General features: G+C 72.8%; 20 protein-coding genes and 2 pseudogenes. 11 read left to right on the top strand and 11 right to left on the bottom strand.

Annotation, left to right across the window (positions count from 1 at the left end):
• The first annotated feature begins 56 nt into the window (after positions 1-56).
• The gene (locus ACGFX4_RS19485) at positions 57-1,256 is read left to right on the top strand and encodes a saccharopine dehydrogenase family protein (RefSeq protein WP_393075663.1); all 1,200 of its coding nucleotides are present in this window, start codon (positions 57-59) and stop codon (positions 1,254-1,256) included.
• A gap of 31 nt (positions 1,257-1,287) precedes the next feature.
• Here the strand turns inward: ACGFX4_RS19485 and ACGFX4_RS19480 are convergent, their stop codons facing one another.
• The 3 genes from ACGFX4_RS19480 to ACGFX4_RS19470 all read right to left on the bottom strand — a co-directional run bounded on the left by ACGFX4_RS19480 (position 1,288) and on the right by ACGFX4_RS19470 (position 3,110).
• Positions 1,288-1,710 (bottom strand): GNAT family N-acetyltransferase, encoded by a 423-nt coding sequence (locus tag ACGFX4_RS19480; RefSeq protein WP_393075660.1) that lies wholly within the window; start codon positions 1,708-1,710, stop codon positions 1,288-1,290.
• 75 nt (positions 1,711-1,785) lie between these two features.
• Positions 1,786-2,406, bottom strand: coding sequence for a GyrI-like domain-containing protein (locus tag ACGFX4_RS19475; RefSeq protein ID WP_393075658.1), 621 nt, complete (start codon positions 2,404-2,406; stop codon positions 1,786-1,788).
• Between the two features lie 20 nt (positions 2,407-2,426).
• Positions 2,427-3,110, bottom strand: coding sequence for a class I SAM-dependent methyltransferase (locus tag ACGFX4_RS19470; protein WP_393075656.1), 684 nt, complete (start codon positions 3,108-3,110; stop codon positions 2,427-2,429).
• Between the two features lie 303 nt (positions 3,111-3,413).
• On the opposite strand from ACGFX4_RS19470, the gene ACGFX4_RS19465 reads away from it, so the two are divergent.
• Together ACGFX4_RS19465 and ACGFX4_RS19460 are read left to right on the top strand one after the other, a co-directional pair.
• A complete protein-coding gene (locus ACGFX4_RS19465) occupies positions 3,414-4,568 on the top strand; it encodes an ROK family protein (RefSeq protein WP_393075653.1) in 1,155 nt (384 codons plus the stop codon).
• Between the two features lie 72 nt (positions 4,569-4,640).
• Positions 4,641-5,831, top strand: coding sequence for a hypothetical protein (locus tag ACGFX4_RS19460; RefSeq protein ID WP_393075651.1), 1,191 nt, complete (start codon positions 4,641-4,643; stop codon positions 5,829-5,831).
• An 89-nt stretch (positions 5,832-5,920) separates the two neighbouring features.
• On the opposite strand, the gene ACGFX4_RS19455 is transcribed toward ACGFX4_RS19460, so the two are convergent.
• On the bottom strand, positions 5,921-6,691 hold the full coding sequence (locus tag ACGFX4_RS19455) for a GntR family transcriptional regulator (RefSeq protein WP_393075649.1): 771 nt from the start codon (positions 6,689-6,691) through the stop codon (positions 5,921-5,923).
• A gap of 193 nt (positions 6,692-6,884) precedes the next feature.
• Between ACGFX4_RS19455 and ACGFX4_RS19450 the strand changes: the two genes are divergently transcribed.
• Entirely contained in the window at positions 6,885-7,682 is a 798-nt protein-coding gene (locus ACGFX4_RS19450) for an exodeoxyribonuclease III (protein ID WP_393075647.1), read from the top strand.
• 607 nt (positions 7,683-8,289) lie between these two features.
• On the opposite strand, the gene ACGFX4_RS19445 is transcribed toward ACGFX4_RS19450, so the two are convergent.
• A complete protein-coding gene (locus tag ACGFX4_RS19445) occupies positions 8,290-9,660 on the bottom strand; it encodes an FAD-binding oxidoreductase (RefSeq protein ID WP_393075644.1) in 1,371 nt (456 codons plus the stop codon).
• On the opposite strand from ACGFX4_RS19445, the pseudogene ACGFX4_RS19440 reads away from it, so the two are divergent.
• Positions 9,659-10,111: pseudogene (locus ACGFX4_RS19440) on the top strand (winged helix-turn-helix transcriptional regulator); the annotation flags it as partial. The gene ACGFX4_RS19445 and the pseudogene ACGFX4_RS19440 sit on opposite strands and share 2 nt — an antisense overlap.
• A 364-nt stretch (positions 10,112-10,475) precedes the next feature.
• On the opposite strand, the gene ACGFX4_RS19435 reads toward ACGFX4_RS19440, so the two are convergent.
• On the bottom strand, positions 10,476-10,901 hold the full coding sequence (locus tag ACGFX4_RS19435) for a recombinase family protein (RefSeq protein WP_393075641.1): 426 nt from the start codon (positions 10,899-10,901) through the stop codon (positions 10,476-10,478).
• Positions 10,894-11,406 (bottom strand): recombinase family protein, encoded by a 513-nt coding sequence (locus ACGFX4_RS19430; protein WP_393075639.1) that lies wholly within the window; start codon positions 11,404-11,406, stop codon positions 10,894-10,896. The genes ACGFX4_RS19435 and ACGFX4_RS19430 overlap by 8 nt, the downstream gene beginning before the upstream one ends.
• A gap of 96 nt (positions 11,407-11,502) precedes the next feature.
• Between ACGFX4_RS19430 and ACGFX4_RS19425 the strand changes: the two are divergent.
• Positions 11,503-11,640, top strand: a pseudogene (locus tag ACGFX4_RS19425) (exodeoxyribonuclease III); the annotation flags it as partial.
• Positions 11,641-11,743: 103 nt separating this feature from the next.
• On the opposite strand, the gene ACGFX4_RS19420 reads toward ACGFX4_RS19425, so the two are convergent.
• Positions 11,744-11,932: a hypothetical protein gene (locus ACGFX4_RS19420; protein WP_393075637.1), complete on the bottom strand. Its 189-nt coding sequence runs from the start codon at positions 11,930-11,932 to the stop codon at positions 11,744-11,746.
• A 237-nt stretch (positions 11,933-12,169) separates the two neighbouring features.
• Here ACGFX4_RS19420 and ACGFX4_RS19415 point away from each other — a divergent pair, with 237 nt between their 5' ends.
• From ACGFX4_RS19415 to ACGFX4_RS19400, 4 genes are all read left to right on the top strand, one after another.
• Complete coding sequence (locus ACGFX4_RS19415; protein ID WP_393075634.1) at positions 12,170-12,409, top strand: ferredoxin; 240 nt, start codon at positions 12,170-12,172, stop codon at positions 12,407-12,409.
• Complete coding sequence (locus tag ACGFX4_RS19410; RefSeq protein WP_393075631.1) at positions 12,399-13,793, top strand: NAD(P)/FAD-dependent oxidoreductase; 1,395 nt, start codon at positions 12,399-12,401, stop codon at positions 13,791-13,793. The genes ACGFX4_RS19415 and ACGFX4_RS19410 overlap by 11 nt, the downstream gene beginning before the upstream one ends.
• Before the next feature lie 32 nt (positions 13,794-13,825).
• Complete coding sequence (locus tag ACGFX4_RS19405) at positions 13,826-15,055, top strand: cytochrome P450 (protein WP_393075629.1); 1,230 nt, start codon at positions 13,826-13,828, stop codon at positions 15,053-15,055.
• Between the two features lie 291 nt (positions 15,056-15,346).
• The gene (locus ACGFX4_RS19400) at positions 15,347-17,140 is read left to right on the top strand and encodes an FUSC family protein (RefSeq protein ID WP_393075626.1); all 1,794 of its coding nucleotides are present in this window, start codon (positions 15,347-15,349) and stop codon (positions 17,138-17,140) included.
• A gap of 28 nt (positions 17,141-17,168) precedes the next feature.
• Here ACGFX4_RS19400 and ACGFX4_RS19395 read toward each other — a convergent pair whose 3' ends face one another.
• The 3 genes from ACGFX4_RS19395 to ACGFX4_RS19385 all read right to left on the bottom strand — a co-directional run bounded on the left by ACGFX4_RS19395 (position 17,169) and on the right by ACGFX4_RS19385 (position 20,917).
• Complete coding sequence (locus ACGFX4_RS19395; RefSeq protein ID WP_393075699.1) at positions 17,169-19,484, bottom strand: FdhF/YdeP family oxidoreductase; 2,316 nt, start codon at positions 19,482-19,484, stop codon at positions 17,169-17,171.
• Between the two features lie 192 nt (positions 19,485-19,676).
• Positions 19,677-20,294, bottom strand: a complete 618-nt coding sequence (locus tag ACGFX4_RS19390) for a class F sortase (RefSeq protein WP_393075624.1) — start codon at positions 20,292-20,294, stop codon at positions 19,677-19,679.
• A 104-nt stretch (positions 20,295-20,398) separates the two neighbouring features.
• Positions 20,399-20,917, bottom strand: coding sequence for a hypothetical protein (locus tag ACGFX4_RS19385; protein ID WP_393075621.1), 519 nt, complete (start codon positions 20,915-20,917; stop codon positions 20,399-20,401).
• Positions 20,918-21,198: 281 nt separating this feature from the next.
• Between ACGFX4_RS19385 and ACGFX4_RS19380 the strand changes: the two genes are divergently transcribed.
• Positions 21,199-22,443: an aspartate aminotransferase family protein gene (locus ACGFX4_RS19380; RefSeq protein ID WP_393075618.1), complete on the top strand. Its 1,245-nt coding sequence runs from the start codon at positions 21,199-21,201 to the stop codon at positions 22,441-22,443.
• Positions 22,444-22,457 lie beyond the last annotated feature (14 nt).

Genomic DNA, 22,457 nt, shown 5'->3' with positions numbered 1-22,457 from the left:
CCGCCACCGGCTCTCTAGCGTGGGCCTCCACCCATTACCGGCCAGTAGGGATCGGCATGCCCGCGCAGCGCCCGTACGACCTCGTCCTGTTCGGCGCGACCGGCTTCACCGGCGGGCTGACCGCCGAGTACCTGGCGCGGCACGCGCCGGCCGGCTGTCGCTGGGCGCTGGCGGGCCGCAACCCGGCCAAGCTGGCGGCGGTGCGCGAGCGGCTGACGGCGATCGACCCGGCGTGCGCCGCTCTGCCGCTGCTGACGGCGGACGCGTCCGATCCGGCGTCGCTGCGCGAGGTCGCCGGGCAGGCCCGGGTGGTGATCTCCACGGTCGGCCCGTACATCCGGTACGGCGAGCCGCTGGTCGCCGCGTGCGCGGAGGCCGGCACCGACTACGTGGACCTCACCGGCGAGCCGGAGTTCGTCGACCTGATGTACGTGAAGCACCACGCGCGGGCGGTGGAGTCCGGCGCCCGGCTGGTGCACGCGTGCGGCTTCGACTCGGTGCCGCACGACCTGGGCGCGCTGTTCACCGTCGGGCACCTGCCGAAGGGTTCGCCGATCTCGCTCCAGGGCTTCGTGCGCGCCGGCGGCTCGCCGTCCGGCGGGACGCTCGCCTCGGCCCTGGCCGCGATGTCCCGGCCGCGCGGCATGCTGGAGGCCGCGCGGCGCCGGCGCGCGGTCGAACCGCAGCCGCTGGAGCGCCGGGTGCGGATCGAGTACGGGCTGCCGCGCCGCTCCCGCGACGCCCGGGCGTGGATCGTGCCGATGCCCGCGATCGATCCGCAGGTCGTGGCCCGTTCCGCGGCCGCGCTGCCCGCGTACGGCCCGGACTTCCGCTACGGGCACTTCGCCGCCGTCAAGCACCTGCCGGTCGCGGCGGCCGGCGCCCTCGGTGTGGTCCTGCTCGCCCTGGCCGCCCAACTCCCGGCCCTGCGGCGGGCGGTGAGCGCGCTGCACCGGCCGGGCCAGGGCCCGGACGAGCGGCGGCGGGCCCGTTCCTGGTTCACCGTCCGGTTCGTCGGCGAGAGCGACGGGCAGCGGGTGTGGACCGAGGTGTCCGGCGGCGACCCGGGCTACGGCGAGACGGCGAAGATGCTCGCCGAGTCCGCGCTCTGCCTCGCCTTCGACGAACTCCCGCCCACCGTCGGGCAGGTGACCACCGCCACCGCGATGGGTCCGGCGCTGATCGACCGGCTCACCGCGGCCGGGCTGCGCTTCACCGTGCTCCCCGCCCCGCCGACCCGCGCCCCCGGCCGCTGAGCGCCTCCCCGGGCCCGGTCGGGCCCGGCGGTCAGCGGAAGGACTTCACCCAGCGCCGCCAGCGGGTCTCGCGGACGTAGCCGGCCGAGGTCCAGGCGTGCTGCGCGCGCTCGTTCGACTCCAGCACCATCGCGTCGGCGCGGCGCCCGCCCACCGCCGCGAAGCGGTCCTCCGCCGCCCGCAGCAGCGCGCCCGCGAGGCCCTGCCGCCGGTGCGCGGGCAGGACGGCCAGCCGGTAGAGCGAGCAGCGCCAGCCGTCGTACCCGGCGATCACCGAGCCCACCAGCCGGCCGTCGAGCTCGGCGAGGATCAGCGCCTGCGGGTCGCGCTCGATCAGCCGGGTCACGCCGTCCACGTCGTCGGTGATGGACGTGCCCTCGGCCGCCTCCTTCCAGAAGGCGAGGACGGGGTGCACGTCGTCGAGGGTGGCGGTCCTGATCCGCGGTTCGCTCATGACCGGCAGCCAAGCAGCCGGCCGGCCGGGCCCGCCCGCAATTCCGCTCCGCGAGACACCCGGCCCACGGCCCGCCTACTCGACGGGCTCGACGGGCTGGCGCAGCACGGTCCGCAGCTTCTCGGGCGCGGTGCGGCGGGGGTCGCCGAGGTAGATCTCGTGGTGCCGGCCGCCCGGCCGCAGGCCGTTGGCGGCGAGGTAGCGGTGGTGGAGTTCGTGCAGCACCGGCGCCTCGTCGTCGTACGAGCCGGTGTGCAGCACCTGGGCGCTGGGGCCCTCGTGCAGGGTGAGGTGCCGGACCAGGGCGATCGCGGGGTTCTTCTTCTTGGCCTGCGCGGCCTGCCGGGCGTCCTCGATCATCGGCCCGGTGATCCAGGGCGGCATGGAGATGAGCATGGTCCAGTTCCAGCTGTCCTTGGCGCCGGTGGTGAACGCCTCGTACCGCTCCGCCCACCACAGGCCCTCCAGCGGGGGGACCACGAAGTCGCCGCCCTCGGTGCGCTTCGCCGCGAACTTCACGGTGTACGCGACCGCGTAGAGCGCCTCGACCGCCGCGGTGTACGCGGGTGCGGTGTTCGGGTTGCCGGTGCCGTCGACCGCGAGGAACTGCTGCTCGGGTACGTCGACCACGGCCCAGGCGGTGTTCCTGGGCGCGTAGAGCTCCTTCTGCTCGCGCTTGACGTCGTACGGCGCCATCGGGCGGGACCTCCTCGTGGTCAGCCGGCGAGGCGCCAGACGGTGGTCGTCTTGCGGGCGGTGTCCTCCAGGTCGGCGACCACCGGGACGTCGTAGGCGGCGAGGGCGGTGAAGCGCTCGCGCGGAAGGTAGCGGCGGCCCGGATCGCCGACGACGACCTCGGCGCCGCGGGCGCGGGCCCGCTCCAGGAAGGGCAGGAAGCGGGCGGCCATCGCCCGCTCGTAGAAGACGTCCCCGGCGAGCACCACCTCGGCCGGCCCGCCGTCACCGTCCAGCAGGTCCTCCACGGCGGCCGAGATCCGGACGCCGTTCAACTCCGCGTTGATGCCGATCGCGGTCACCGCGTACGCGTCGATCTCGGCGGCCCGCACCGAGCGCGCCCCGCGCAGCGCCGCCGCGACGCCCACCAGGCCGGAGCCCGCCGCCAGGTCCAGGACCGTACGGCCGGCGACCAGTTCGGGATGGTCCAGCACGTACCGGGCGACCCCGACCCCGCCCGCCCAGGCGAACGCCCAGAACGGCGGCGGCAGGCCGATCTCGCCCCGCGCGGTCTCGGTGGTCTCCCACAGCGCGATGGCGTCCTCGGCCATGTGCAGGCGGACCTCCGGCACGAACGGCACCGGCTGGACCTGGGTGTGGGCCCGGACGAACGCCGCATCCGCGGCGGTGTCGGACGGCTGACGGACCCTCGTCGCGTTCGGCATGCCCGCAGCATAGAGGTAGCGGACACCGCCCGGCGGCCACGACGTCGCGCCTCGCAGCTCACGGTCACGGATCACGTACCGTTTCGATACCGAAGCCGTTATGAGCTGCGGAAATGCTCGCGGCCACGCAGACGCGCGAGTAGCATCCGCCAGGTGTCCCCCCGGCTGCGGCGCGCCACTGCGCCGTGCCGTCGGGCGGCTCACCATTCCCGGGCGGCCGGCGGCGGCGATCCGCCGTACCGGTGGCCCGCGTACTCGGCACCGCGCGCCAGGGCAGTCGCGCGAACGCGGAAGGGCAGCGACTTGGCGGATCGGCTCACCGGAGGGGACTCCTCGCTGCTGCGGCGGATCAACGCGGCGGTCACCCTGCGGGCGCTGCGCGACGGGCAGTCGCTCACCCTCACCCAGCTGGTCGGCGACACCGGGCTGTCCCGCCCCACGGTCGAGGGTGTGATCGAGGGCCTGGTGCAGTCCGGTCTGGTCGCCGAGGTGGACCAGGTGCAGGAGTCGGGCCGTCAGCGCGGACGGCCGGCCCGCTGGTTCCGTTTCCGGGCCGAGGCCGGGCACGTGCTCGGCATCGAAATAGGGGTCCACGACATCCGGGTCATCCTCGCCGACCTGACCGGCGACCTGCTCGGCAGCCACGCCAAGCAGGTCGACGAGACCCTCGACGCCGAGGAGCGGCTCGGCCTGGTCCGCACCACCGTCGCCGAGGTGCTGCGCAAGGCCGGCGTCTCGCGCGACAACCTCTGGTCGGTCGCCGTCGGCACCCCCGGCATCGTCGACCGGGACGGCACCGTCAAGCTCGGCACCGCGATCCCCGGCTGGACCGGCCTGGACCTCGGCGCCCGGCTGCGCCGCTCCTTCCGCTGCCCCGTGGTGATCGAGAACGACGCCAACCTCGCCGCCATCGCCGAACAGTGGAAGGGCGCGGCGGTCGGCAAGGACGACATCGTCTTCGTCATGGCCGGGCTCAGCCCCGGCGCCGGTTCGCTGATCGGCGGCCGGCTGCACCGTGGCTTCGGCGGCGCGGCCGGCGAGATCGGCGCACTGCACCTGCTCGGCCAGGAGGCCACCCCGGAGCGGCTGCTCTCCACCACCGGCAAGCCCCTCGACCCGCTGGACGAGGCCGCCGTCGCCCGGGTGCTGCGGCTCGCCCGCGAGGGCGACGAGGTCGCCCAGGTCGCCACCGACCGCTTCCTGCGCCGCCTGGTGCACGACGTGACCGCGCTGGTCCTCGCCCTCGACCCCGAACTGGTCGTCGTCGGCGGCTGGGCCGCCGGCCTCGACGGCGTCCTCGAACCGCTGCGCGAACAGCTCTCCCTCTACACCCTGCGCGCCCCCGAGGTCGCCCTCGCCGCCCTCGGCTCCGAGGTCGTCGCCATGGGCGCCCTGCGCATCGCCCTCGACCACGTCGAGGAACAGCTCTTCGCCGTCGACCCCCCGCCCGCGCGGTAATTCGGGTGCCCCGGCCGGGAGGCCGGGCCTAGACTCCGGCCCGCGAAGATCGTTCCGAGTGCCGGAGGTTGCGTGCGGGTCACCGAACACCTGGGCTGGGACCGGGGCCTGCCGCTCCGGTACCTGCTGGTCACCGAGGTCGAGGACGAGGACGACTACGAGAGCGTCGACCTGCTGGCCAAGTGCGCCGACGCGGAGGGCCTGTACCTGCCGCCGGTGTCGCCGGACCGGACGACGCTCACCCTGCGGGGCTGCCCGCTCGACAGCGAGCTCGCCGCCCTGGCCACCCGACCCGCCGCCGCGGACCGCCTGCTCGGCGACCTGGTCGCGGTCGCCGTGGATCCCGCTGACCGCGAGCCGCCGGAGGACCTCGACCTGGTCGACGTGTCCGTGGTGACCCACCGCCCGACCCCCGGCCACCCGGACCGGATCGACCTGGTGGTGGGCGCGGGCCTCCGCTTCGACACCCGGTACGGCAGGAAGCCCCACCCGCCGAGCTCCCCGGTCGTCGAGATCTGGTCCGCCGACCCCACACGGACCGAACCGCTCGGCACCTGCCTGACCGTCGGCGGCCTGACCGGCCTGCGCCGCTCCCGCCCCGACCCGATCGACCTGATCGGGTGCGAGCCCACCGAGCGGCTGCTCCACACCATGCGCAACCCCCGTCCGTGGCAGAACGCGTGGGCCAAGCTGGTCGCCCTCGACCGGGACGGGCGCATCCTCACCCACCACGAGGTGGTCCTCGACATCACCTCGGCCCGCCCCTCGGTCCTCGGCGGCACCCTGCTGGACCTCACCCTCGCCGACGGCACCTCCGACCGCCCGGTCCCCGAGACCAGGGCAGTCCACGAACGCTGGTACGACGGTCCGCCGACCGAGCCCAACCTATGGGCGGCGCTCCCCACCCCGGCCCGCTCCGAGTGGCTGTGGATCAGCACGGTCGGCCCCTACGGGAACGACATCGGACGCAGCGGGGGCGAGTACCACCTGGACGGCCGCTTCGCCACCGACCGACCCGGGCTGCTGCTGGCCATCGCCGAAGCCGTCCTCGGGCCAGGCCGCGAGATCGGCCGGAACCTCTTCTGGCTGCGCGACCGCCTCGGCGGCGGGCCCGAGGTGGTGCCGCCCTTCAGCCTGGTCTGGCACGACTCCGAGGTGGCGCTGCGCGCCTTCGCGACCGACTTCCTCGGCCCGGGCCGCACCTACCTGGACGAGGTGCTGGAGATCCTCCGCGAACGCGGGGTCGCCGTCGTCCTCGACTGACCACTGGCCCCGGACCGGGAACGCCGCAGGGCCCGTACGCACCGGGTGCGTACGGGCCCTGCGCTCTGTCTGTCGTCCTTCGACCGCGCTCAGGAGGCGGAGCGGACCGGGACGTCGGACTGGACCGGGGTGACCTCGACCAGGCCGGTCTCACCGAAGGTGAGCTTGCAGGTGTCGGCGCGGTAGGTGGAGACGGCCAGCGCGGCGAGCCTGCCACTCGCGGCGTACTGGGTGGTGACCACCAGCACCGGGGTGCCCGGGGGGCGCTCCAGCAGCGCGGCCGAGTCGGCCTCGGCGACGCCCAGCTCGACCGAGCGGGACTCGCCGTCGATGCCGAGCCGCTCCAGCTGGCGCAGCATCGCGCGGGCCCGGTCGCTCTCGGCGGCGAACTCGGCGAGGTGCGGCAGCGCGGCGGCCGGCACGTGCAGCGACTCGGTGGCCATCGTGACGCCCTGGACCAGGCGCAGCCGGCGCAGGGTGTGGACCTGCGCGCCCTCGGCCACGCCGAGCGCGCGGGCGAGCTGCGCGGAGGCGGGGGAAGTCACGCAGTCGACGATCCGCCAGGACTGGCTGCGCGCCGAGCCCGGCCAGCTCACCTCCCGGCCGTTGACCGGGACGCCGACCCGCGGGGCGGCGATCAGCGTGCCGATGCCGCGGCGGCGGACCAGGCGGCCCTCCAGCTCCAGCTGGTCGAGCGCCTGCCGCAGGGTGGCCCGGGCCACGCCGAAGCGCGCGGAGAGCTCGCGCTCGTTCGGCAGGACCTGACCGGTGGAGAACTCGGAGTCGATGGTGCGCACCAGCACCGTACGCAGGTGCCAGTACTTCGGCTCCGGTACTGCCGTGAGCTGTCCTTGCCCCACCGTGTCCTCCACCCTGAAAGGCGTCCGCCCGGCTCCCCTGTTTCGGCAGGTGGGGAGGGCGGGCTTTATCCGTCCTTCTTTATTAAAGGTCTTTGCAGTAAGTGACCCTAGGGGGTGGCGACGGAGATGGTCAAGACCAATGACGTCAAGACCAATGACCGGGACCGCTGCGCACGCCGGGTACCCTCGCTGGGTGACCAGGGTTACCAGCGTGAACGTGAACGGCATCCGGGCGGCCGCCAAGAAGGGCTTCCTCGAGTGGCTCGCCGCCACCAAGTCCGAGGTGGTGTGCCTCCAGGAGGTGCGCGCGGAGGTCGAGCAGTTCGCCGAGGTGCTGGCCGAGATGGACGGCTGGCACGCGGTCTGGGCGCCCGCCGCCGCGAAGGGGCGGGCCGGCGTGGCCGTGCTCTCCCGGCGCGAGCCGGAGCGCACGCAGATCGGCTTCGGGTCCGCCGAATTCGACAATTCGGGCAGATATGCCGAAATCGACCTTCCCGGCCTGACGGTGGCCAGCCTGTACCTCCCCTCCGGCGAGGTCGGCACCGAGCGCCAGGACGAGAAGGAACGCTTCATGGCGGAGTTCCTCGTCCACCTCACCGAGCTGCACACCCGGTCCGCCGAGGAGGGCCGCGAGGTCGTGGTCTGCGGCGACTGGAACATCGCCCACCGCGAGGCCGACCTCAAGAACTGGAAGGCCAACCAGAAGAAGGCCGGCTTCCTCCCCGAGGAGCGCGCCTGGTTCGGCCGCGTCCTCGACGAGGCCGGCTACGTCGACGTGGTCCGACAGCTCAACCCCGACCAGGAGGGCCCCTACTCCTGGTGGTCCTACCGCGGCCGCGCCTTCGACAACGACGCCGGCTGGCGCATCGACTACCAGCTCGCCACCCCGGGCCTCGCCGCCACCTGCATCGAGGCCTACGTCGAACGCGCCGCCACCCACGACGAGCGCTGGTCCGACCACGCGCCCGTCACCGCCGTATTCGATCGCTGACAACTCCGTTAATGCCGACGGAACTTGAAGCGACCCGGCGAGGGCCCCGGAGGTCGCGCCGTTCGGGCTGGAGAGGCCGGACGCCGGCCCGGGAAACGACTCGATTTGTCAAAGTCGCAGGCACGTCGAGGGCGAGTGCCACACCAAGGCCGTCATCGCACTGGCCCGCCAATGGTGGCATCTGCAGTGGGCCCTGGCCCGTGACGGACAGTCCTGCCACGGCGACCCGCCCGGCCGAATCTGACCGGAGGCACCGGCTATCCAAGAACACGGTCTCCAGGTGGGCCGGTCCGGCACTGGTCAGGGCTGTGGTGGCGGGTTCGGTGGCAACGGTGCGCCGGGAGGGTCTGGCCTTGGCTGCCAGCTCCTCCCCCGCGGCTCGGACAGGACGAACTCGGCTGGCCCCTTGCCGGTGCCGGCCTCCACACCCGGGCAGAGGTCGACGGGGTCACCGGGAAGTCAGAGAGCAGCAGGCAACTGAGATCCAGGCCCTGGCAGGAGCTCAGGGCCTCCGGGCGCGTACCGAAGCGGCCTCCCAGCGGCTGATCGGTCCAGCCGAGACGCTCGGCACCACGGGCCTGAAGCACGTGGTCGCCGTCGGCTCCGGTCAGGCGGGGCGGACGTTCCTGTTGTGGTGAAAGGCGTTGTCGGGATCGTACTTGGCCTTGATCTCGGCCAGTCGCCGGTAGGTGTGCTCGCCGTAGGCTTCTCGAATACGGCCGGTTTCGTCGTCGGAGTCGAGGAAGTTGACGTAGACGCTGCCGGCGCGGTGCGGTTGGAGGGCGTGGAGGAACCGCCGCGCCCACGTGGTCTCGTCGGCGGCGTGCTCGCCGGACTCGTCGGGCAGCCACACGCCGTCGATAACGATGTTGTGGGCCACGTCGCGGCCGGCGTAGGCGGTGGCGTCGCTGGGGACCCGGGCGACGGCGCCTCCCAGGTGGAACATCGCCGCGTACGACCGGGGCGAGCCTGCGCGGTAGGCGTGATCGGCGATGACGGCGATGGCGCCGTCGGAGAGGCCGGCGAGGTCCGTGGCCTTCCAGTAGTAATGCCACCCATGGGGGACGGTGTCGTCGAGTCCGCACTGGAAAGCCGCGTACGGAGTGGGTGCGATCAGGTCCGCGAGCGGCGTCCCGAACCGGCGCAGGGCCCGTACGGCCCGCTCGCCCTCCTCGACGGCGCCGGCGTGGCAGCAGATGATCGCGATGGCCGGCCGCCAGTGCAAGTGCTCGGGGATGACCGGCAGCGGGGGGACGGTGCCGAGCCTGACGACGGTGCCGAGCCCGTCGGGTGCTTCGACGGCGAAGTCGCGGTAGAAGCGCAGCACGTCGGTGGTGTAGTCGGCGGCCCAGAAAACGGGTCCGGCAGTCACGGTCGGGCCGATGGGGTGCAGCGCGAACCGGAACGTGGTGACGACGCCGAAGTTGCCGCCGCCGCCTCGCAGCGCCCAGAACAACTCGGGGTGGTCGTCGGCGGACGCCCGCAGGACGGTGCCCTCGGCGGTGACCACCTCGGCGGCCAGCAGGTTGTCGACGGCGAGCCCGTAGGTGCGCATGAGGAAGCCGATGCCGCCGCCGAGGGTGAGCCCGGCGACACCGGTGTGGCCGACGATGCCGCCGGTGGTGGCCAGACCGTGCACTTGCGTCTCGCGGTCGACGTCGCCCCACAGGGCACCGCCCTGCACCCGGGCGGTGCGGTCGGCGGGGTCGACCGATACGGCCCGCATCGCCGAGAGGTCGATGACGATCCCGTCGTCGCACACCGCGGTGCCGGCCACGTTGTGGCCCCCGCCCCGAACGGCGATCTCCAGGTCGTGGTCGCGGGCGTAGCGCACGGCTGCGGCCGCGTCGGCGGTCCCGCTGCATCGGGCGATCAGCCGGGGGCGCCGGTCGACGGCGCCGTTCCACACGGCACGGGCGGTGTCGTAGTCGGCGTGGTCAACGGTGATCAGCCGGCCCCGGAACCCGTCGATCTCCATGGTGATGGCCTCCTCTCTCAGGTATGGGCGATGTGCCCGGTGGTCGGTGTCGTCACCTACTCGTGTCCCGTACGTCCATCGCACCACTCGGTGTCGCGGCCGTGAAGTCAGGAATCTGGACCTCGCGGCCGGAGGCGGGCGGTGGGACACTGGCCTCGTGCGGACCTACAGGCAGTACTGCCCCATCGCCCGCGGCGCCGAGGTCTTCGCCGAGCGCTGGACGCCGCTGATCATCCGCAACCTGCACCTCGGATGCGGTAGCTTCAGCGAGATCCTGGAAGGCGCCCCGGGGCTCTCCCGCACGCTGCTCTCGCAGCGGCTCAGGCAACTCGAACGGCTGGGCATCGTCGAGTCGGCGGCCAAGCCCGGTGGACGGGGGCGCCACTACGGGCTCACGCCTGCGGGTCACGACCTGTTCGCGGTCTGTGTGTCGCTCGGCGAGTGGGGTGCCCGCTGGCTCGACATCGCCCCCGAGCACCTCGATCCCTTCGTGGCGCTGTGGTCGATGTGCAACATGCTCCGCCGGGAGCGGCTCCCGGACCGGCGCGTCGTCATCCGCTTCGACTTCACCGGCCGCCGGCCCCACGAGCGGTTCTGGCTGCTGATCGAGCACGCGGACACCGAGATCTGCAAGACGTACCCGGGCCTCGACGAGGACCTCTACATCACCGCGGAAGCCGAAGCCTTCGTCAAGTGGCACGCCGGCCAGCTCAGCTGGGCCGAGGCCACCGGCGACCGCCGCATCCAACTCCACGGCCCCTCCTGGCTCATACGAGCCTTCCCCACGTGGAACGCCCGCAGCGCCTTCGCCCACATCAAGCCCGTCTCACGGGCCGCGGCGAGCTCGGCGGCCTCTCCTGCCGGTACAGCCGGTCCCCGCACCGGTCGCAGTGCACCACCCCCAGCCACGGCGCAGCCCCGTTCGAGCGCTCTCTGGTCACCGACCGCTCGTCCATCGCCGCCTGGATCGCCGCCCACTCCTCCTCCGAGAACAGCGGCTTGGCCATCCGAATCGGCAGGCCCTTCGCGTCACGGGCCAACTTTCGGGCCTTGACCAAGCGGCCGACCAGCTTGAACCCCATCGTCGCCGGCGAGCGCAGGATCTTGCCGACGCTGGAGGCATTCCAGTGGTTCGACGGCGCCGTCTTGCGCTTGCTCGAATACGTCTCCCATGGTTCTTCCGCACATGGGTCGCGGGCGTGTCGAAGCCGGCCCCCTCCAGGGCCGTGGCAATCATCCACTGACTCTGCCCCTCCAAAAGCAGCTTGCCCATGTACCGGCCACCCGGGCCTTGATCCGCTTGAGCTCCATCTCCGCGAAGATCGACGCCAGCATCAGGAACACCTTCGCCAGCTCATTCCCGAACGACGACTCACGGCCCTTGCGGTAATCCAGCGTGATCCCGTCGTCGGTGAAGACCAGGACCTTGTGGTTCTCCTCCGCCCAGTGCGCCACATCCGCGCAGTCCTTCGCCGACCGGAACGCCCGGTCCACCTTCGCCCACACCAACGCGTCCCACTCACCCTGCCGATCGGTCAGCCACGGCCCCAGATCCGGCCGCTTCCACGGCGTGACCTCAGCAGAGACGTCCAGGTCCTCGAACGACCCGACGATCTCCCACTCCTTCGACAACGCATGCCGCACAGCCGACTCCGCCTGCACCAGGTGCGACACCTTCCCGTCCTGCCCGTGCGTGTCGGAAACACGCGAACCAACCACCGCCCGAACCGGCACCACAGTCGTCATACCGCCCACGGACAGCACCCTCCCCCCAGGCCGGCAGACGCATCCGAACCACCCCACTCGAACGGGTGGACCCTTCTGGAAAACGGGTCGTTCCGCTGGCGCATCGACTACCAGCTCGCCACCCCGGGCCTCGCCGCCCGCGCCACCGAGGCCTTCGTCGAACGCGCCGCCACCCACGCCGAACGCTGGTCCGACCACGCCCCGGTGACCGTCCACTACGACGACAAGATCTGACTCGGCCCGGACCCACCGGCGCACGCCTGGCCCACCTGCTCGTGTCCCCCGGCAGTACCTGCTTCGACAGCGGAGGCCGGTCGTACGCGCCCCGCTGGGCAGGTCAGCTGCCGTCCGGCGCCGGCCAGGTCAGGCGGTCGAGGTCGCCCAGCCGAAGGTCGTCCGCCGCATACTGATCGCCGCTGAGGATGTCGTGCGGTGCACCGGCGATGGCGTCCAGGACGCTGGCCAGCCGATCAGCGACCGACCTCGCATCGTGGGAGTACTCAGGTTCAGGGAACCAGGCTGTCATGGCGTTCATGGTGCTCCGGATGAGCCCGTGATGCCCGGTGGAGCGGAGCACGGGGGCCGTTCGGGTGATGGTCCCCGGGCCTTCTCGGCGCCGGTGGTGCGGTGGGATTCGGCGGCCCCTGGGCCGTCACCGCGGCGCCGCTTCATGCCCGTCACCCTCCTGGTAACTCCGGCGCGCACGACAGCCCGTCCTCCCCGAGGCTGGCATGGAACGTGACCCCTCGAGAGGCGGAGCCCGATGCGGCTGTCGGTCGATCTCAACCGCTGCCAGGGATACGCGCAGTGCGCGTTCCTGGCCCCGGACGTCTTCACCATGCACGGCGACGAGGCTCTTCTCTACAGCCCGTACGCCGACCCGGAGCAGAGGGAGAGGGTGGAGCGCGCCGCTGCGGCGTGTCCCGTCCAGGCGATCCGCATGGACGACCGGGACGACGCGGCTCCCGCCGGGGCCCGGGAGGGTGAGTCCGGTGCACGGTGACGGATACCTCGACCGGCTCAGGCGCGAGGGCCGGATCGTGATCGTCGGCGCGTCCCTGGCCGGGCTGCGCGGGGCGGAGACCCTGCGGGAGAAGGGCTTCACCGGCTCCCTCACGCTGATCGGCGACGAGCCCCACGAGTCGTACGACCGGCCGCCGCTGTCCAAGCAGGTGCTGCTCGGCAAGGCGGCCGCCGAGGAGACCGAGCTGCCCCGCCGCCGGGATCTGAACGCCGACTGGCGGCTCGGCTGCGCGGCCACCGGCCTGGACATGGCCGGCCGGCGGGTGAAGCTCGCCGACGGCGACGAGGTCGAGTTCGACCGGCTGCTGATCGCGACCGGCGTGCGGGCCCGTCGGTGGCCGCACGAGACCGAGGCCGCGCTCGACGGCGTGTTCGTCCTGCATACCCGTGACGACGCGGCACGACTGCACCGTCGGCTGGAGGCGGGTCCCCGCCGGGTGCTCGTGATCGGCGCCGGCTTCACGGGCTCGGAGATCGCCTCCGCCTGCCGCGAGCGGGGCATCCCCGTGACCGTCGCCGAACGCGGCGCCGCCCCCTTGGTGGGTGCTCTCGGCGGGGTGATCGGCGAGGTGGCCGCGCAGATGCATCGCGACCACGGGGTGGACCTGCGCTGCGGCGTCATGGTGACGGCCCTGGAGGGCGATGCGGCCGGCCGGGTGCGGGCCGCCCACCTGTCCGACGGCGCCGAGATCGAGGCCGACGTGGTGGTCGTCTCGCTCGGCGCCGTCCGCAACACGGAGTGGCTGGCCGGCTCGGGGCTCGGCGCGGGGCCCCGCGGTATCGCCTGCGACGCCGGCTGCCGGGCGTTCGACATCCGCGGCATCGTCACCGACGACGTGTTCGTGGCCGGGGACGTGGCCCGGTCCCCGCACGCGCTGTTCGGCTATCAGTTCCTGTCCCTGGAACACTGGGGCAACGCCGTCGCCCAGGCCGAGGTCGCCGCGCACAACATGATCAGCGCCGGTCCGGACCGCATCCCGCACCTGTGGGTTCCGGCCTTCTGGTCCTCCCAGTTCGGAGTGAACATCAAGTCCGTGGGCGTGCCGTCCATGGGCACGGAGCTCCTCGTGGCCCAGGGGTCGCTCGCCGACCGCCGGTTCAGCGCCGTCTACGGGTACCAGGGGCGGGTCATCGGCGCGGTCACCTTCGACCACGCCCGCTGGCTCGAGTTCTACCAGCGGCTGATCGAGTCGACCGCGCCGTTCCCGCCGGAGTTCCCCACCATGGACCGGCGCCCCGAGGGGCGCAGCCCCGTTCCGGCCGAGTTCCCGGACCCGTCCGTGCCCACACACGGCCCGACGGTCACTGTCAGCGGCTACTCGCCTGCCGACCAGCGGCTCACGTTCACCCCCGCCCGGCCGTGACGAATCGGCGCCCGCGCATCCAAGGACCCGTCATGACACACGCCTCGCTGATGCAGCAGATCACCGACTACGCCAACCGCGCCGACCCGTATCCCCTCTACGCGGAACTGCGCAGGAATCCGGTCCACCGGGACGAGACGGGCACCTACGTGGTCAGCACGTACCACGACATCGTGAACCTCCTCCACGACCCGCGGATCAGCTCCGACCCCCACAACCGGACGGTGCCGGACCCCGGACTGTCCCAGGAGGAGGGCGACGGGGTCCTGCCGCCGACCTTCCTGAAGCTCGACCCGCCCGAGCACGACCGGCTCCGGGCGATCACCAACCGCCCCTTCGGACCTCCCCACACCCCCCGGCGCATCGACGGTATGCAGGGCGAGCTGCGGACCATCGTCACGGACCTCATCAACGGCCTGGACGGCGACAGCATCGACCTGGTGGACCGGTTCTCCTACCCCTTCCCGGTCACCGTGATCTGCCGTCTCCTCGGCATTCCGCGTGAGGACGAGGCCAAGTTCCACGGTTGGGCCGACACCGTCGTCAGCAGTCTCGACCCGCAGCACGGCCAGGACACCACCGAGCGGGACCGCGCGGCCCAGGACGCCCGGATGCAGCTCGGCATGTACCTGAACGGTCTGATCGAGGACCGCCGCAAGTCGCCCGGCGACGACATGCTCTCCCAACTCATCGCCGGCCACGGCACCGAGAACGCCATGACCAGCATGGAGGTGCTCAGCACCGCCGCCCTGCTGCTCGTCGCCGGCCACGAGACGACGGTCAACCTCATCAGCAACGGCATGCTCACCCTGCTGCGCCACCCGGACGTCCTCGATCGGCTCCGCGACGACCCTCGCCTGGCCGTGCCGATCGTCGAGGAACTCCTGCGGTACGAGCCTCCCGTGCAGATGCTGCCGAACCGCACCCCCATCGCCGACATCGAGGTCCACGGCGTTGCCATCCCCAAGGGCGCCACGCTCTGCCTGGCCCTGGCGGCCGGCAACCGCGACCCCCAGCGCTTCGAGGAGCCGGAGCGGTTCGACCCGGACCGCAAGGACGTCCAACACCTCGGGCTCGGCAGCGGAATCCACAGCTGCTTCGGCGCGCCGCTCGCCCGGCTGGAGGCCCAGATCGCCCTCGCCGAACTCGCCCGCCGACTGGAGCGGCCACGGCTCGTGGAGGACCCCCCGCCCTACCGCCAGAACGCCGTACTGCGCGGGCCCCGCCATCTGGCCATCGCGATCGACGGGGTCCGGCCCTGACCCACCACGGATCGGCCGGCTTCCCCCGAGCAGCCGTCAGGCCGCCCCGCGCCGGCCTCCCCGCCCGCGTCACCGGGGCCTTCGTCGAACGCGCCGCCACCTACGCCGAACGCTGGTCCGAGCACGCCCCGGTCACCGCGGTGTACGACAGCAAGTCCTGACCCGACGGCGAGCGGCCCGGCCGCACGGTCACGGCGCTGCCTCCGGGCACGTCGTGGACCGCGCTCATGACGCGGACGCCCCGGTCGGTGGCTCGGGGCCGAACCTGGATCACCCTGGTATACACCGGGTATGCCCAATCCACGGCCTTCGCCGTCCGCCACGCCTTCCGGACCTCGGCGGCTGTCGACGACGGGCGTCGCGCAGGTGCTGTCCCCGCGGGGCGCTCTCGTACTGACCCCGGTGGACGGCGCGCTGGGGTTCGCCGTCCGGGCGGCACTGGCGATGGCCCTGCCTGCCCTGCCGATCGCGCTGGCCGGGCATCCGAAGCTGGCCGTCTACGCCATGCTGGGGGCTTTCACGACGACGTTCGGGCGCAATCTGCCCTACCGGCGGCGCGTGTGGGTGCTGGCCCTGGTGGCCGTGGCCATGACGGCGGCGGTCGGTTGCGGGTCGGCCCTCGCCGTCTGGGCCGCTCCCCGGTCCGGCGGCTGGGGCGCCGTCGTGGTCGTCGCCGCCACGGCGGTCGTCGCGGGGACGGCGAAGTTCGTCTGTGACGCCGCGCGGCTGAGCGGTCTGGGCGCCGTGCTGCTCCTGTTCTCGTTCGCGGTCGCCGCGAACGGCGCCCCCACCGGCACGGACGTCCCCCTGCAGACCGCGGTCGCCGCTGCGGGTGCGGCCTCGGCGTGGGCGCTGTCCCTCACCGGTTGGCTGTGGCACCCCGAGCGGCCGCAGCGCCTGGTGGTCGCCGCCGCCCTGCGCGCGCTCGCCGAGCTGATGGAGACCGGTCCGGGCGCCCCGGCCCACGCCCACGCACGCGCACGACACGGGGCGACTGCCGCGGTACTGCGCGCGTACGGCGCGCTGGGGGTGCACCCGCCGACGGCCGGGGAGCGGGGTGCGCGCGGCGGGGTGTGCCTGCGTCTGACGGACCTGTCCTGGTCGCTGCTGATCCGCTCGGCGCGCCGGCCGCCGGGCGACCCGGCGGCGCTGTCCCGGCGTCTGCGATCGCAGGTCCGTCTGCTGGTCGACGGGCGCCGCAGGTCGCCGGTGCTCCTGGCCGAGCTGTCGGTGGCCTCGACGACGGCCTCGGCGACAGCCGCGACGGGCGGGGCCGGCCGCGGCGTGCGGGTTCCCCCGTCCCCCTTCGAGAGCACCAGCCGTCGCGCGGCGGAACTCCTGGGCGGTCGGGGGTCCGAGCGCACCCGTCGCCTGGCCGTCTTCGCCGTCCCGGCACTGCGGATGACGCTCGGCACCGGTGCGGCCGGCGCGCTGGCCCTGGCACTGGGCCTCGGCCACGGCTACTGGGCGGCGATCTCGGCGGCCGCCGTGCTCCACTCCGTCAGCGTCCGCACCACCACCCAGCGGGCCGTGCAGCGGACGGTGGGCACGCTCGCCGGTCTGCTGATCGCCGTCGCGGTGCTGGCGGCGGGGCCGGGACCGACGGTCCTCGCGGTGGTGATCGTGGTGTTGGAGTTCCTGCTGGAGTACTTCGTCGTGCGCAACTACGCGCTGGGGGTCGTCTTCGTGACGCCGCTGGCGCTGCTGATGAGCGAGCTGACTGCGCCGGTCTCCACCGGGGAACTGGTCCTGGACCGCGCGCTGGGCAGTCTGCTGGGCATCGGCGTCGGTCTGTTGTGCGCGCTGCTGGTGGTCCACGACCGGGCCGCCGTACGAGTGGACCGGGCGCTCGCCGCCTGCACCGGGGCAGCCGACGCGACCGAACGGGTACTGGGGGAACGGGCCGGCCCCGGCCCTGCCCTACAGAACGTCCAAGTACGGCTGGCGGCCGCCGTGGTGGAGCTGCGCGAGGCCGACGACGCGGCGGCGGGCGAGCTGTGGGAGGCGGGCGTCGACCCGGCCGTGCTGGCCGCCGAGGAGGAGCGCGCCTACCTGCTGCTGGACCGTCTCCTCCACGGCGGCTGAGCCGACGCCTTCCCCGCGCAACCGTCCGTCACGCCGACCGGGCGGGCTCCGCACGGTCCGGCAGCACGGAGATCGCCCCGGAGCGGACCACGGTCACCTTGAGGTGCTTCATGATCGGCTGGTCGCTCTGCGTGCTGTAGTCGCCGATCGCGCAGAGCACGTTCATCTCCGGCATGTAGCCCGCCGCGCAGCCGCGCGGGATGTCGTAGGGCACCGCGAGGTAGCCGTGGACGGAGCGGGTGGAGCCGTCGCGGGCGGTGGCGGTGATGTCGACGGGGTCGAACTCGGTGATGCCGCGCTCACGCAGGTCGTCGGGGTTCATGAAGACCAGGGTGCGCAGGTTCTTGATGCCGCGGTAGCGGTCGTTGTCGGAGTAGATCGTGGTGTTCCACTGGTCGTGGCTGCGCATCGTGCCGAGCGCGAGCGTGCCGGGGGCGGGGACGATGTCGGGCAGCGGCGCGGCGGAGAACTCGGCGCGCCCGGACGGGGTGAGGAAGACCAGTTCGCGGGCGGGCTGCTTGATGCGGAAGCCCAGCGGCAGCCGGACCCGCCGGTTGAAGTCCTCGAAGCCGTCGAGCACTTGGGCCATGGTGTCGCGGATCCGGTCGTAGTCCTCCACGTACCACTCCCACGGTGTGTCGCTGTCCGGCAGCGCGGCGCGCGCCAGGCCCGCGATGACGGCCGGCTCGGAGAGCAGGTGCGGGGAGGCGGGCCGCTTCATGCCGCGGGACAGGTGCACCATGCTCATCGAGTCCTCGACCGAGGTGCTCTGCTCGCCCGCGCGCTGCACGTCCTTCTCGGTGCGGCCGAGGCAGGGCAGGATCAGCGCCCGGCGGCCGTGCACGAGGTGACTGCGGTTCAGCTTGGTGCTGACGTGCACGGTCAGCTCGCAGTTGCGCAGACCCGCGTAGGTGTAGGGGGTGTCGGGCGCGGCGAGGGCGAAGTTCCCGCCCATGCCGACGAAGACCTTGATCTCGCCGCGGTGCATGGCCTCGATCGTCGCGACGGTGTCCTTGCCGTGCGCACGCGGCGAGTCGATCCCGCAAGCCTCGTCGAGCCGCGCCAGGAACGCCTCGGTGGGCCGGTGGTCGATGCCGCAGGTGCGGTTGCCCTGGACGTTGCTGTGCCCGCGCACCGGTGAGGGTCCGGCCCCCTCGCGGCCCAGGTTGCCGCGCAGGAGCAGCAGGTTGACGATCTCGCGGACGGTGTCGACGCCGTGCTCGTGCTGGGTGACGCCCAGGCACCAGCTGACGATGCTGCGGTCCGCGTCCCGGTAGACCTGGGCGGCCTTCAGGATCTGTGCGCGGTCCACACCGGACTGGTGCTCGATCTCCTCCCACGGCGTCGCCTCGCACACCGCCCGGTACTCGTCGAAGCCGCTGGTGTACCGGTCGACGAAGAGCTGGTCCAGCGCCTTGGGGTCGTGCCGGGACTGCTCCAGGATCGCCTTGGCCATGCCGCGCAGCAGGGCCATGTCGCCGCCGATCCGTGGCTGGATGTTCAGCGTGCTGGTCCGCGTCGACTTGTTCAGCGCCATGTCGAGGAAGTCGTGCGGGATGATGGTGCGCCGGGCGGCGGCCTCGACCAGCGGGTTGATGTGGACGATCTGTGCGCCGCGCTTGTGGGCCTCGGCGAGCGCGGTGAGCATCCGGGGCGCGTTGGAGGCGGCGTTGACGCCGAGGATGAACAGTGCGTCCGTGGTCTCCCAGTCCTTGAGGTCCACGGTGCCCTTGCCGGTGCCGAGCGAGGCCTGCAGGGCGCGGCCGCTGGCCTCGTGGCACATGTTGGAGCAGTCGGGCAGGTTGTTGGTGCCGAGCTCGCGGGCCATGAGCTGGTAGAGGAAGGTGGCCTCGTTGCCCAGGCGGCCGGAGGTGTAGAAGGCGGCCTGGTTCGGGTCGTCCAGCTCCCGGAGGCTCCGGCCCACGAGCTCGAAGGCGTCCTTCCAGCTGATCGGGACGTAGTGGTCGCTCGCCGGGTCGTAGACCATGGGCTCGGTCAGCCGGCCCTGGTCCTCCAGCGCGAATTCGCTCCACCCGTCCAGCTGCGTCACCGAGTGGGCGGCGAAGAACGCGCGGTCCACGCGTTTGCGGGTCATCTCCCAGGTGACGTGCTTGATGCCGTTCTCGCAGAGGTCGAGCTTGAGCCCCTTGATGTCGTCCGGCCAGGCGCACCCGGGACAGTCGAAGCCGCCGTTCTCGTGGTTCATCTTCATGATCGCGCGCGGCCCGTCGACGTACTCGCCCTCGCGCATCAGGAACCTCGTGACGCTCTTCGCCGCGCCCCAGCCGGCAGCCGGGTGGTGGTAGGCGTGGAACTCCGGTCGCTCCGCGGGAACGGCCCCCACGCTCGGCTCCGGCTCCTGACCGGCGCCGGCACGTGCGGGCTGGGCCTTCGGATTCTCGGAACTGTTCACGACCATCACCTTCCGCCGTTCAGGGCCGGTGCCGGCCCCCGCAGACTGCGTCGTCCTGGCTGCCAGGCTATTCCCGTCGATCACCGGCAGCCACGCGGCGCCGACGGGTCCGGACCCGGCCGGTCAGGCCGGTACCGCCCTGCTGAAGTGGGCGTAGACGACCACGCTTCCCTGGTAGCCGGTGCCCTTGGTGTAGGTGCCGCCGCAGGTGATCAGGCGCAGTTGGGGCCGGTCCGCGTCGCCGTACACCTGGTCGCCGGGCACGGCGTCCTTCGGGTAGACCTCGACGGCGTCGACGGTGAACTCGGCGGTGCTCCGGTCGGCCCGGACGATGGCGACGGTGTCGCCCCGGTGCAGGACGCCCAGGCCGTAGAAGACGGCCGGGCCTCCGGCCGTGTCCACGTGGCCGTCGATGACCGCGTTTCCGACGGTGCCCGGGGCCGCGCTCTGCCGGTACCAGCCGGCGAGGTTCCGGTCGTCCGCCGACGGTGCCGGCAGGTTCCCGGCCGCGTCCACTTCGACCTCGGTGACCGGCGCGTCGACGCCGATGCTCGGGATGCGGATGCGGACGGGCTTCGAGAACCCCATCCCGACCGCGGCGGGTGCCGTCGCGGCCGGCTCCCGGGACGTGCCGGCCGACGCGCTCGGCCAGGCGTCCGCCGCGGCCGGCCGCGGCGGAGCCGAGGTCCGGGTACCGGCGCGGATCAGCCCGGCCCCGCTGCCGACGACGGCGACCGCCACGACGAGCGCGACGTGCGTCCCGAGCCGCCCGCGCCCGGTCCGACCGGCCGACGGCGCTCCCCCGAGCAGCGCACGCCGGCCGGACCGTTGCCCGATCCTTCGCGTCACGCCCTGCTGCCGGCCGAACGGCGGCGCAGCACGACGACGCCGCCCGCCAGTCCGACCGCGACCAGCGCGCCACCGGCCGCGGTGGCCGCGGTGTTCACCCCCGTCACCGAACCGCCGGTGCCGGCCAGCGAGGACTTCGGCACGAAGGCGGTGGTGGTGGGAACCTCGTCCGCGGGGCAGCTGACCACCGCGTGGGCTCCCTGGAAACTCACCTTCACCGACTCGTCGGCCAGGGTCTCGAACTGGGCGCCGGCCGGCGTGGTGAACTTCGTGCCGGGGCCGTCGGTGCTGAGGATCTTGCCGCCCTCGGTGATGGCCACCACGACCTTGCCGACGCCTTCGCAGGCGACGATGTCCCCGCTCTTGACCACGAGACTGCCGCCCTCGGTGCGGCCCGAGAAGGGGGAGGACGAGCCGTCGGCGTACGCGGGGCCCGCGAGCGTGGCCGTCGCGCCGAGCATCCCGGTCGCGATCGCCGCGGCCGCGCAGGCCGCCCTACTGATCCGAGCTGACATTGGTGCTCCTCGTACATGGCAGGACCGGCGGAACCTCCGCCGTCCAGTGCACGACGGTCCCCCAATCCATCGGCTGGTAAGACCGCCAAACGGGCGCTCCCGAGGATGCACCAGGTCAGCGGACCGACCGGTCACCCGACCTGCTCAACCCCACCGGGGCGCGGGCGGCGTCGGCCGCGCCTCGCGGGCGGGCGGGCCGCCGCGGGGTAGCGTGCCGGAAAGCGTCCGCGCGGAAGTGAGTGCCCCGCATGTCGAACCTGCTCGGCCGCCACCGTGCGGTCATGCCGTCGTGGCTGTCGCTCTACTACGAGCAGCCGATCGAGATCGTGAGCGGGCGGGGCCGCCGCGTCACGGACTCCGAGGGCCGCACGTACCTCGACTTCTTCGCCGGGATCCTCACCAGCATGCTCGGCTACGACGTGCCCGAGGTCCGCGAGGCCGTGGAGCGGCAGCTGCGCACCGGGGTGGCGCACACCTCCACGCTGTACCTGATCCGCTCCCAGGTGGAGTTGGCCGAGCGGATCGCCGGGCTGTCGGGCATCGCGGACGCCAAGGTGTTCTTCACCAACTCCGGGACGGAGGCCAACGAGACCGCGCTGCTGCTGGCCACCAACGCGCGCCGCTCCGACCAGGTGCTCGCCCTGCGCAACAGCTACCACGGGCGCTCGTACGGGGCGATGGCCGTCACCGGCAACCGGGGCTGGAAGAACTCCTCGCTGTCGCCCGTCAACGTGCACTACCTGCACGGCACCGACCGCGACCGCTTCCCGCACCTGTCGGACGAGGAGTTCCTGGCCTTCTGCGCGGACGACCTGCGGCAGGTCCTCGCCACGGCCACCGCCACCGACGTGGCGTGTCTGATCGCGGAGCCGGTCCAGGGGGTGGGCGGCTTCACCGCCGCGCCCGACGGGCTCCTCGCGCGGTACCGGGAGATCCTCGACGAGCACGGGATCCTGCTGGTCTCCGACGAGGTGCAGACCGGTTGGGGCCGTACCGGCGAGCACTTCTGGGGCTTCCAGGCGCACGGCGTGACCCCCGACGTCCTCACCTTCGCGAAGGGCCTCGGGAACGGCTTCGCGATCGGCGGCGTCGTCGCGGACGGCGCGCTGATGGACGCCCTCCCGGCCAACGGCATCTCCACCTTCGGCGGCAACCCGATCGCGACGGCCGCCGCGAGGGCGACCCTCGACTACCTGCTCGCGCACGACCTGCAGGCCAACGCGCGCCGGCTCGGCCGCCTGCTGATCGACGGCCTGCGGACCGCCGTCGAGGGGCTCCCGGTGGTGGGCGAGGTCCGCGGCAGGGGGCTGATGTTCGCCGTCGACCTGGTGGACCCGGACGGCGGGGCGCCGAGCCCGGCGCTGGCCGCCCGGGTACTGGAGGAGGCGCGGCAACGCGGCCTGCTCATCGGCAAGGGCGGGCTGCACGGCAACACCCTGCGGATGGCTCCCCCGCTGACCCTCACCGAGGACGAGGCGACGGAGGGGCTCGGCATCCTCGTCGACTCCCTCACGGCCGTCGGCTGAGACTCCCCCGCCGT

It is taken from the genome of Kitasatospora sp. NPDC048365 (assembly GCF_043200835.1).
GTDB classification, from domain to species: Bacteria; Actinomycetota; Actinomycetes; order Streptomycetales; family Streptomycetaceae; genus Kitasatospora; species Kitasatospora terrestris.
The sequence above is the reverse complement of the archived record's forward strand: the minus strand, read 5'-3'. Positions and strand labels throughout refer to the sequence as shown.

Coding starts and splice junctions, on each gene's coding strand:
- ACGFX4_RS19485 (WP_393075663.1), top strand. CDS start 57: ATGCCCGCGCAGCGCCCGTACGACCTCGTCCTGTTCGGCGCGACCGGC.
- ACGFX4_RS19480 (WP_393075660.1), bottom strand. CDS start 1,710: ATGAGCGAACCGCGGATCAGGACCGCCACCCTCGACGACGTGCACCCC.
- ACGFX4_RS19475 (WP_393075658.1), bottom strand. CDS start 2,406: ATGGCGCCGTACGACGTCAAGCGCGAGCAGAAGGAGCTCTACGCGCCC.
- ACGFX4_RS19470 (WP_393075656.1), bottom strand. CDS start 3,110: ATGCCGAACGCGACGAGGGTCCGTCAGCCGTCCGACACCGCCGCGGAT.
- ACGFX4_RS19445 (WP_393075644.1), bottom strand. CDS start 9,660: ATGGAGATCGACGGGTTCCGGGGCCGGCTGATCACCGTTGACCACGCC.
- ACGFX4_RS19430 (WP_393075639.1), bottom strand. CDS start 11,406: ATGACGACTGTGGTGCCGGTTCGGGCGGTGGTTGGTTCGCGTGTTTCC.
- ACGFX4_RS19420 (WP_393075637.1), bottom strand. CDS start 11,932: ATGACAGCCTGGTTCCCTGAACCTGAGTACTCCCACGATGCGAGGTCG.
- ACGFX4_RS19415 (WP_393075634.1), top strand. CDS start 12,170: ATGCGGCTGTCGGTCGATCTCAACCGCTGCCAGGGATACGCGCAGTGC.
- ACGFX4_RS19405 (WP_393075629.1), top strand. CDS start 13,826: ATGACACACGCCTCGCTGATGCAGCAGATCACCGACTACGCCAACCGC.
- ACGFX4_RS19400 (WP_393075626.1), top strand. CDS start 15,347: ATGCCCAATCCACGGCCTTCGCCGTCCGCCACGCCTTCCGGACCTCGG.
- ACGFX4_RS19385 (WP_393075621.1), bottom strand. CDS start 20,917: ATGTCAGCTCGGATCAGTAGGGCGGCCTGCGCGGCCGCGGCGATCGCG.
- ACGFX4_RS19380 (WP_393075618.1), top strand. CDS start 21,199: ATGCCGTCGTGGCTGTCGCTCTACTACGAGCAGCCGATCGAGATCGTG.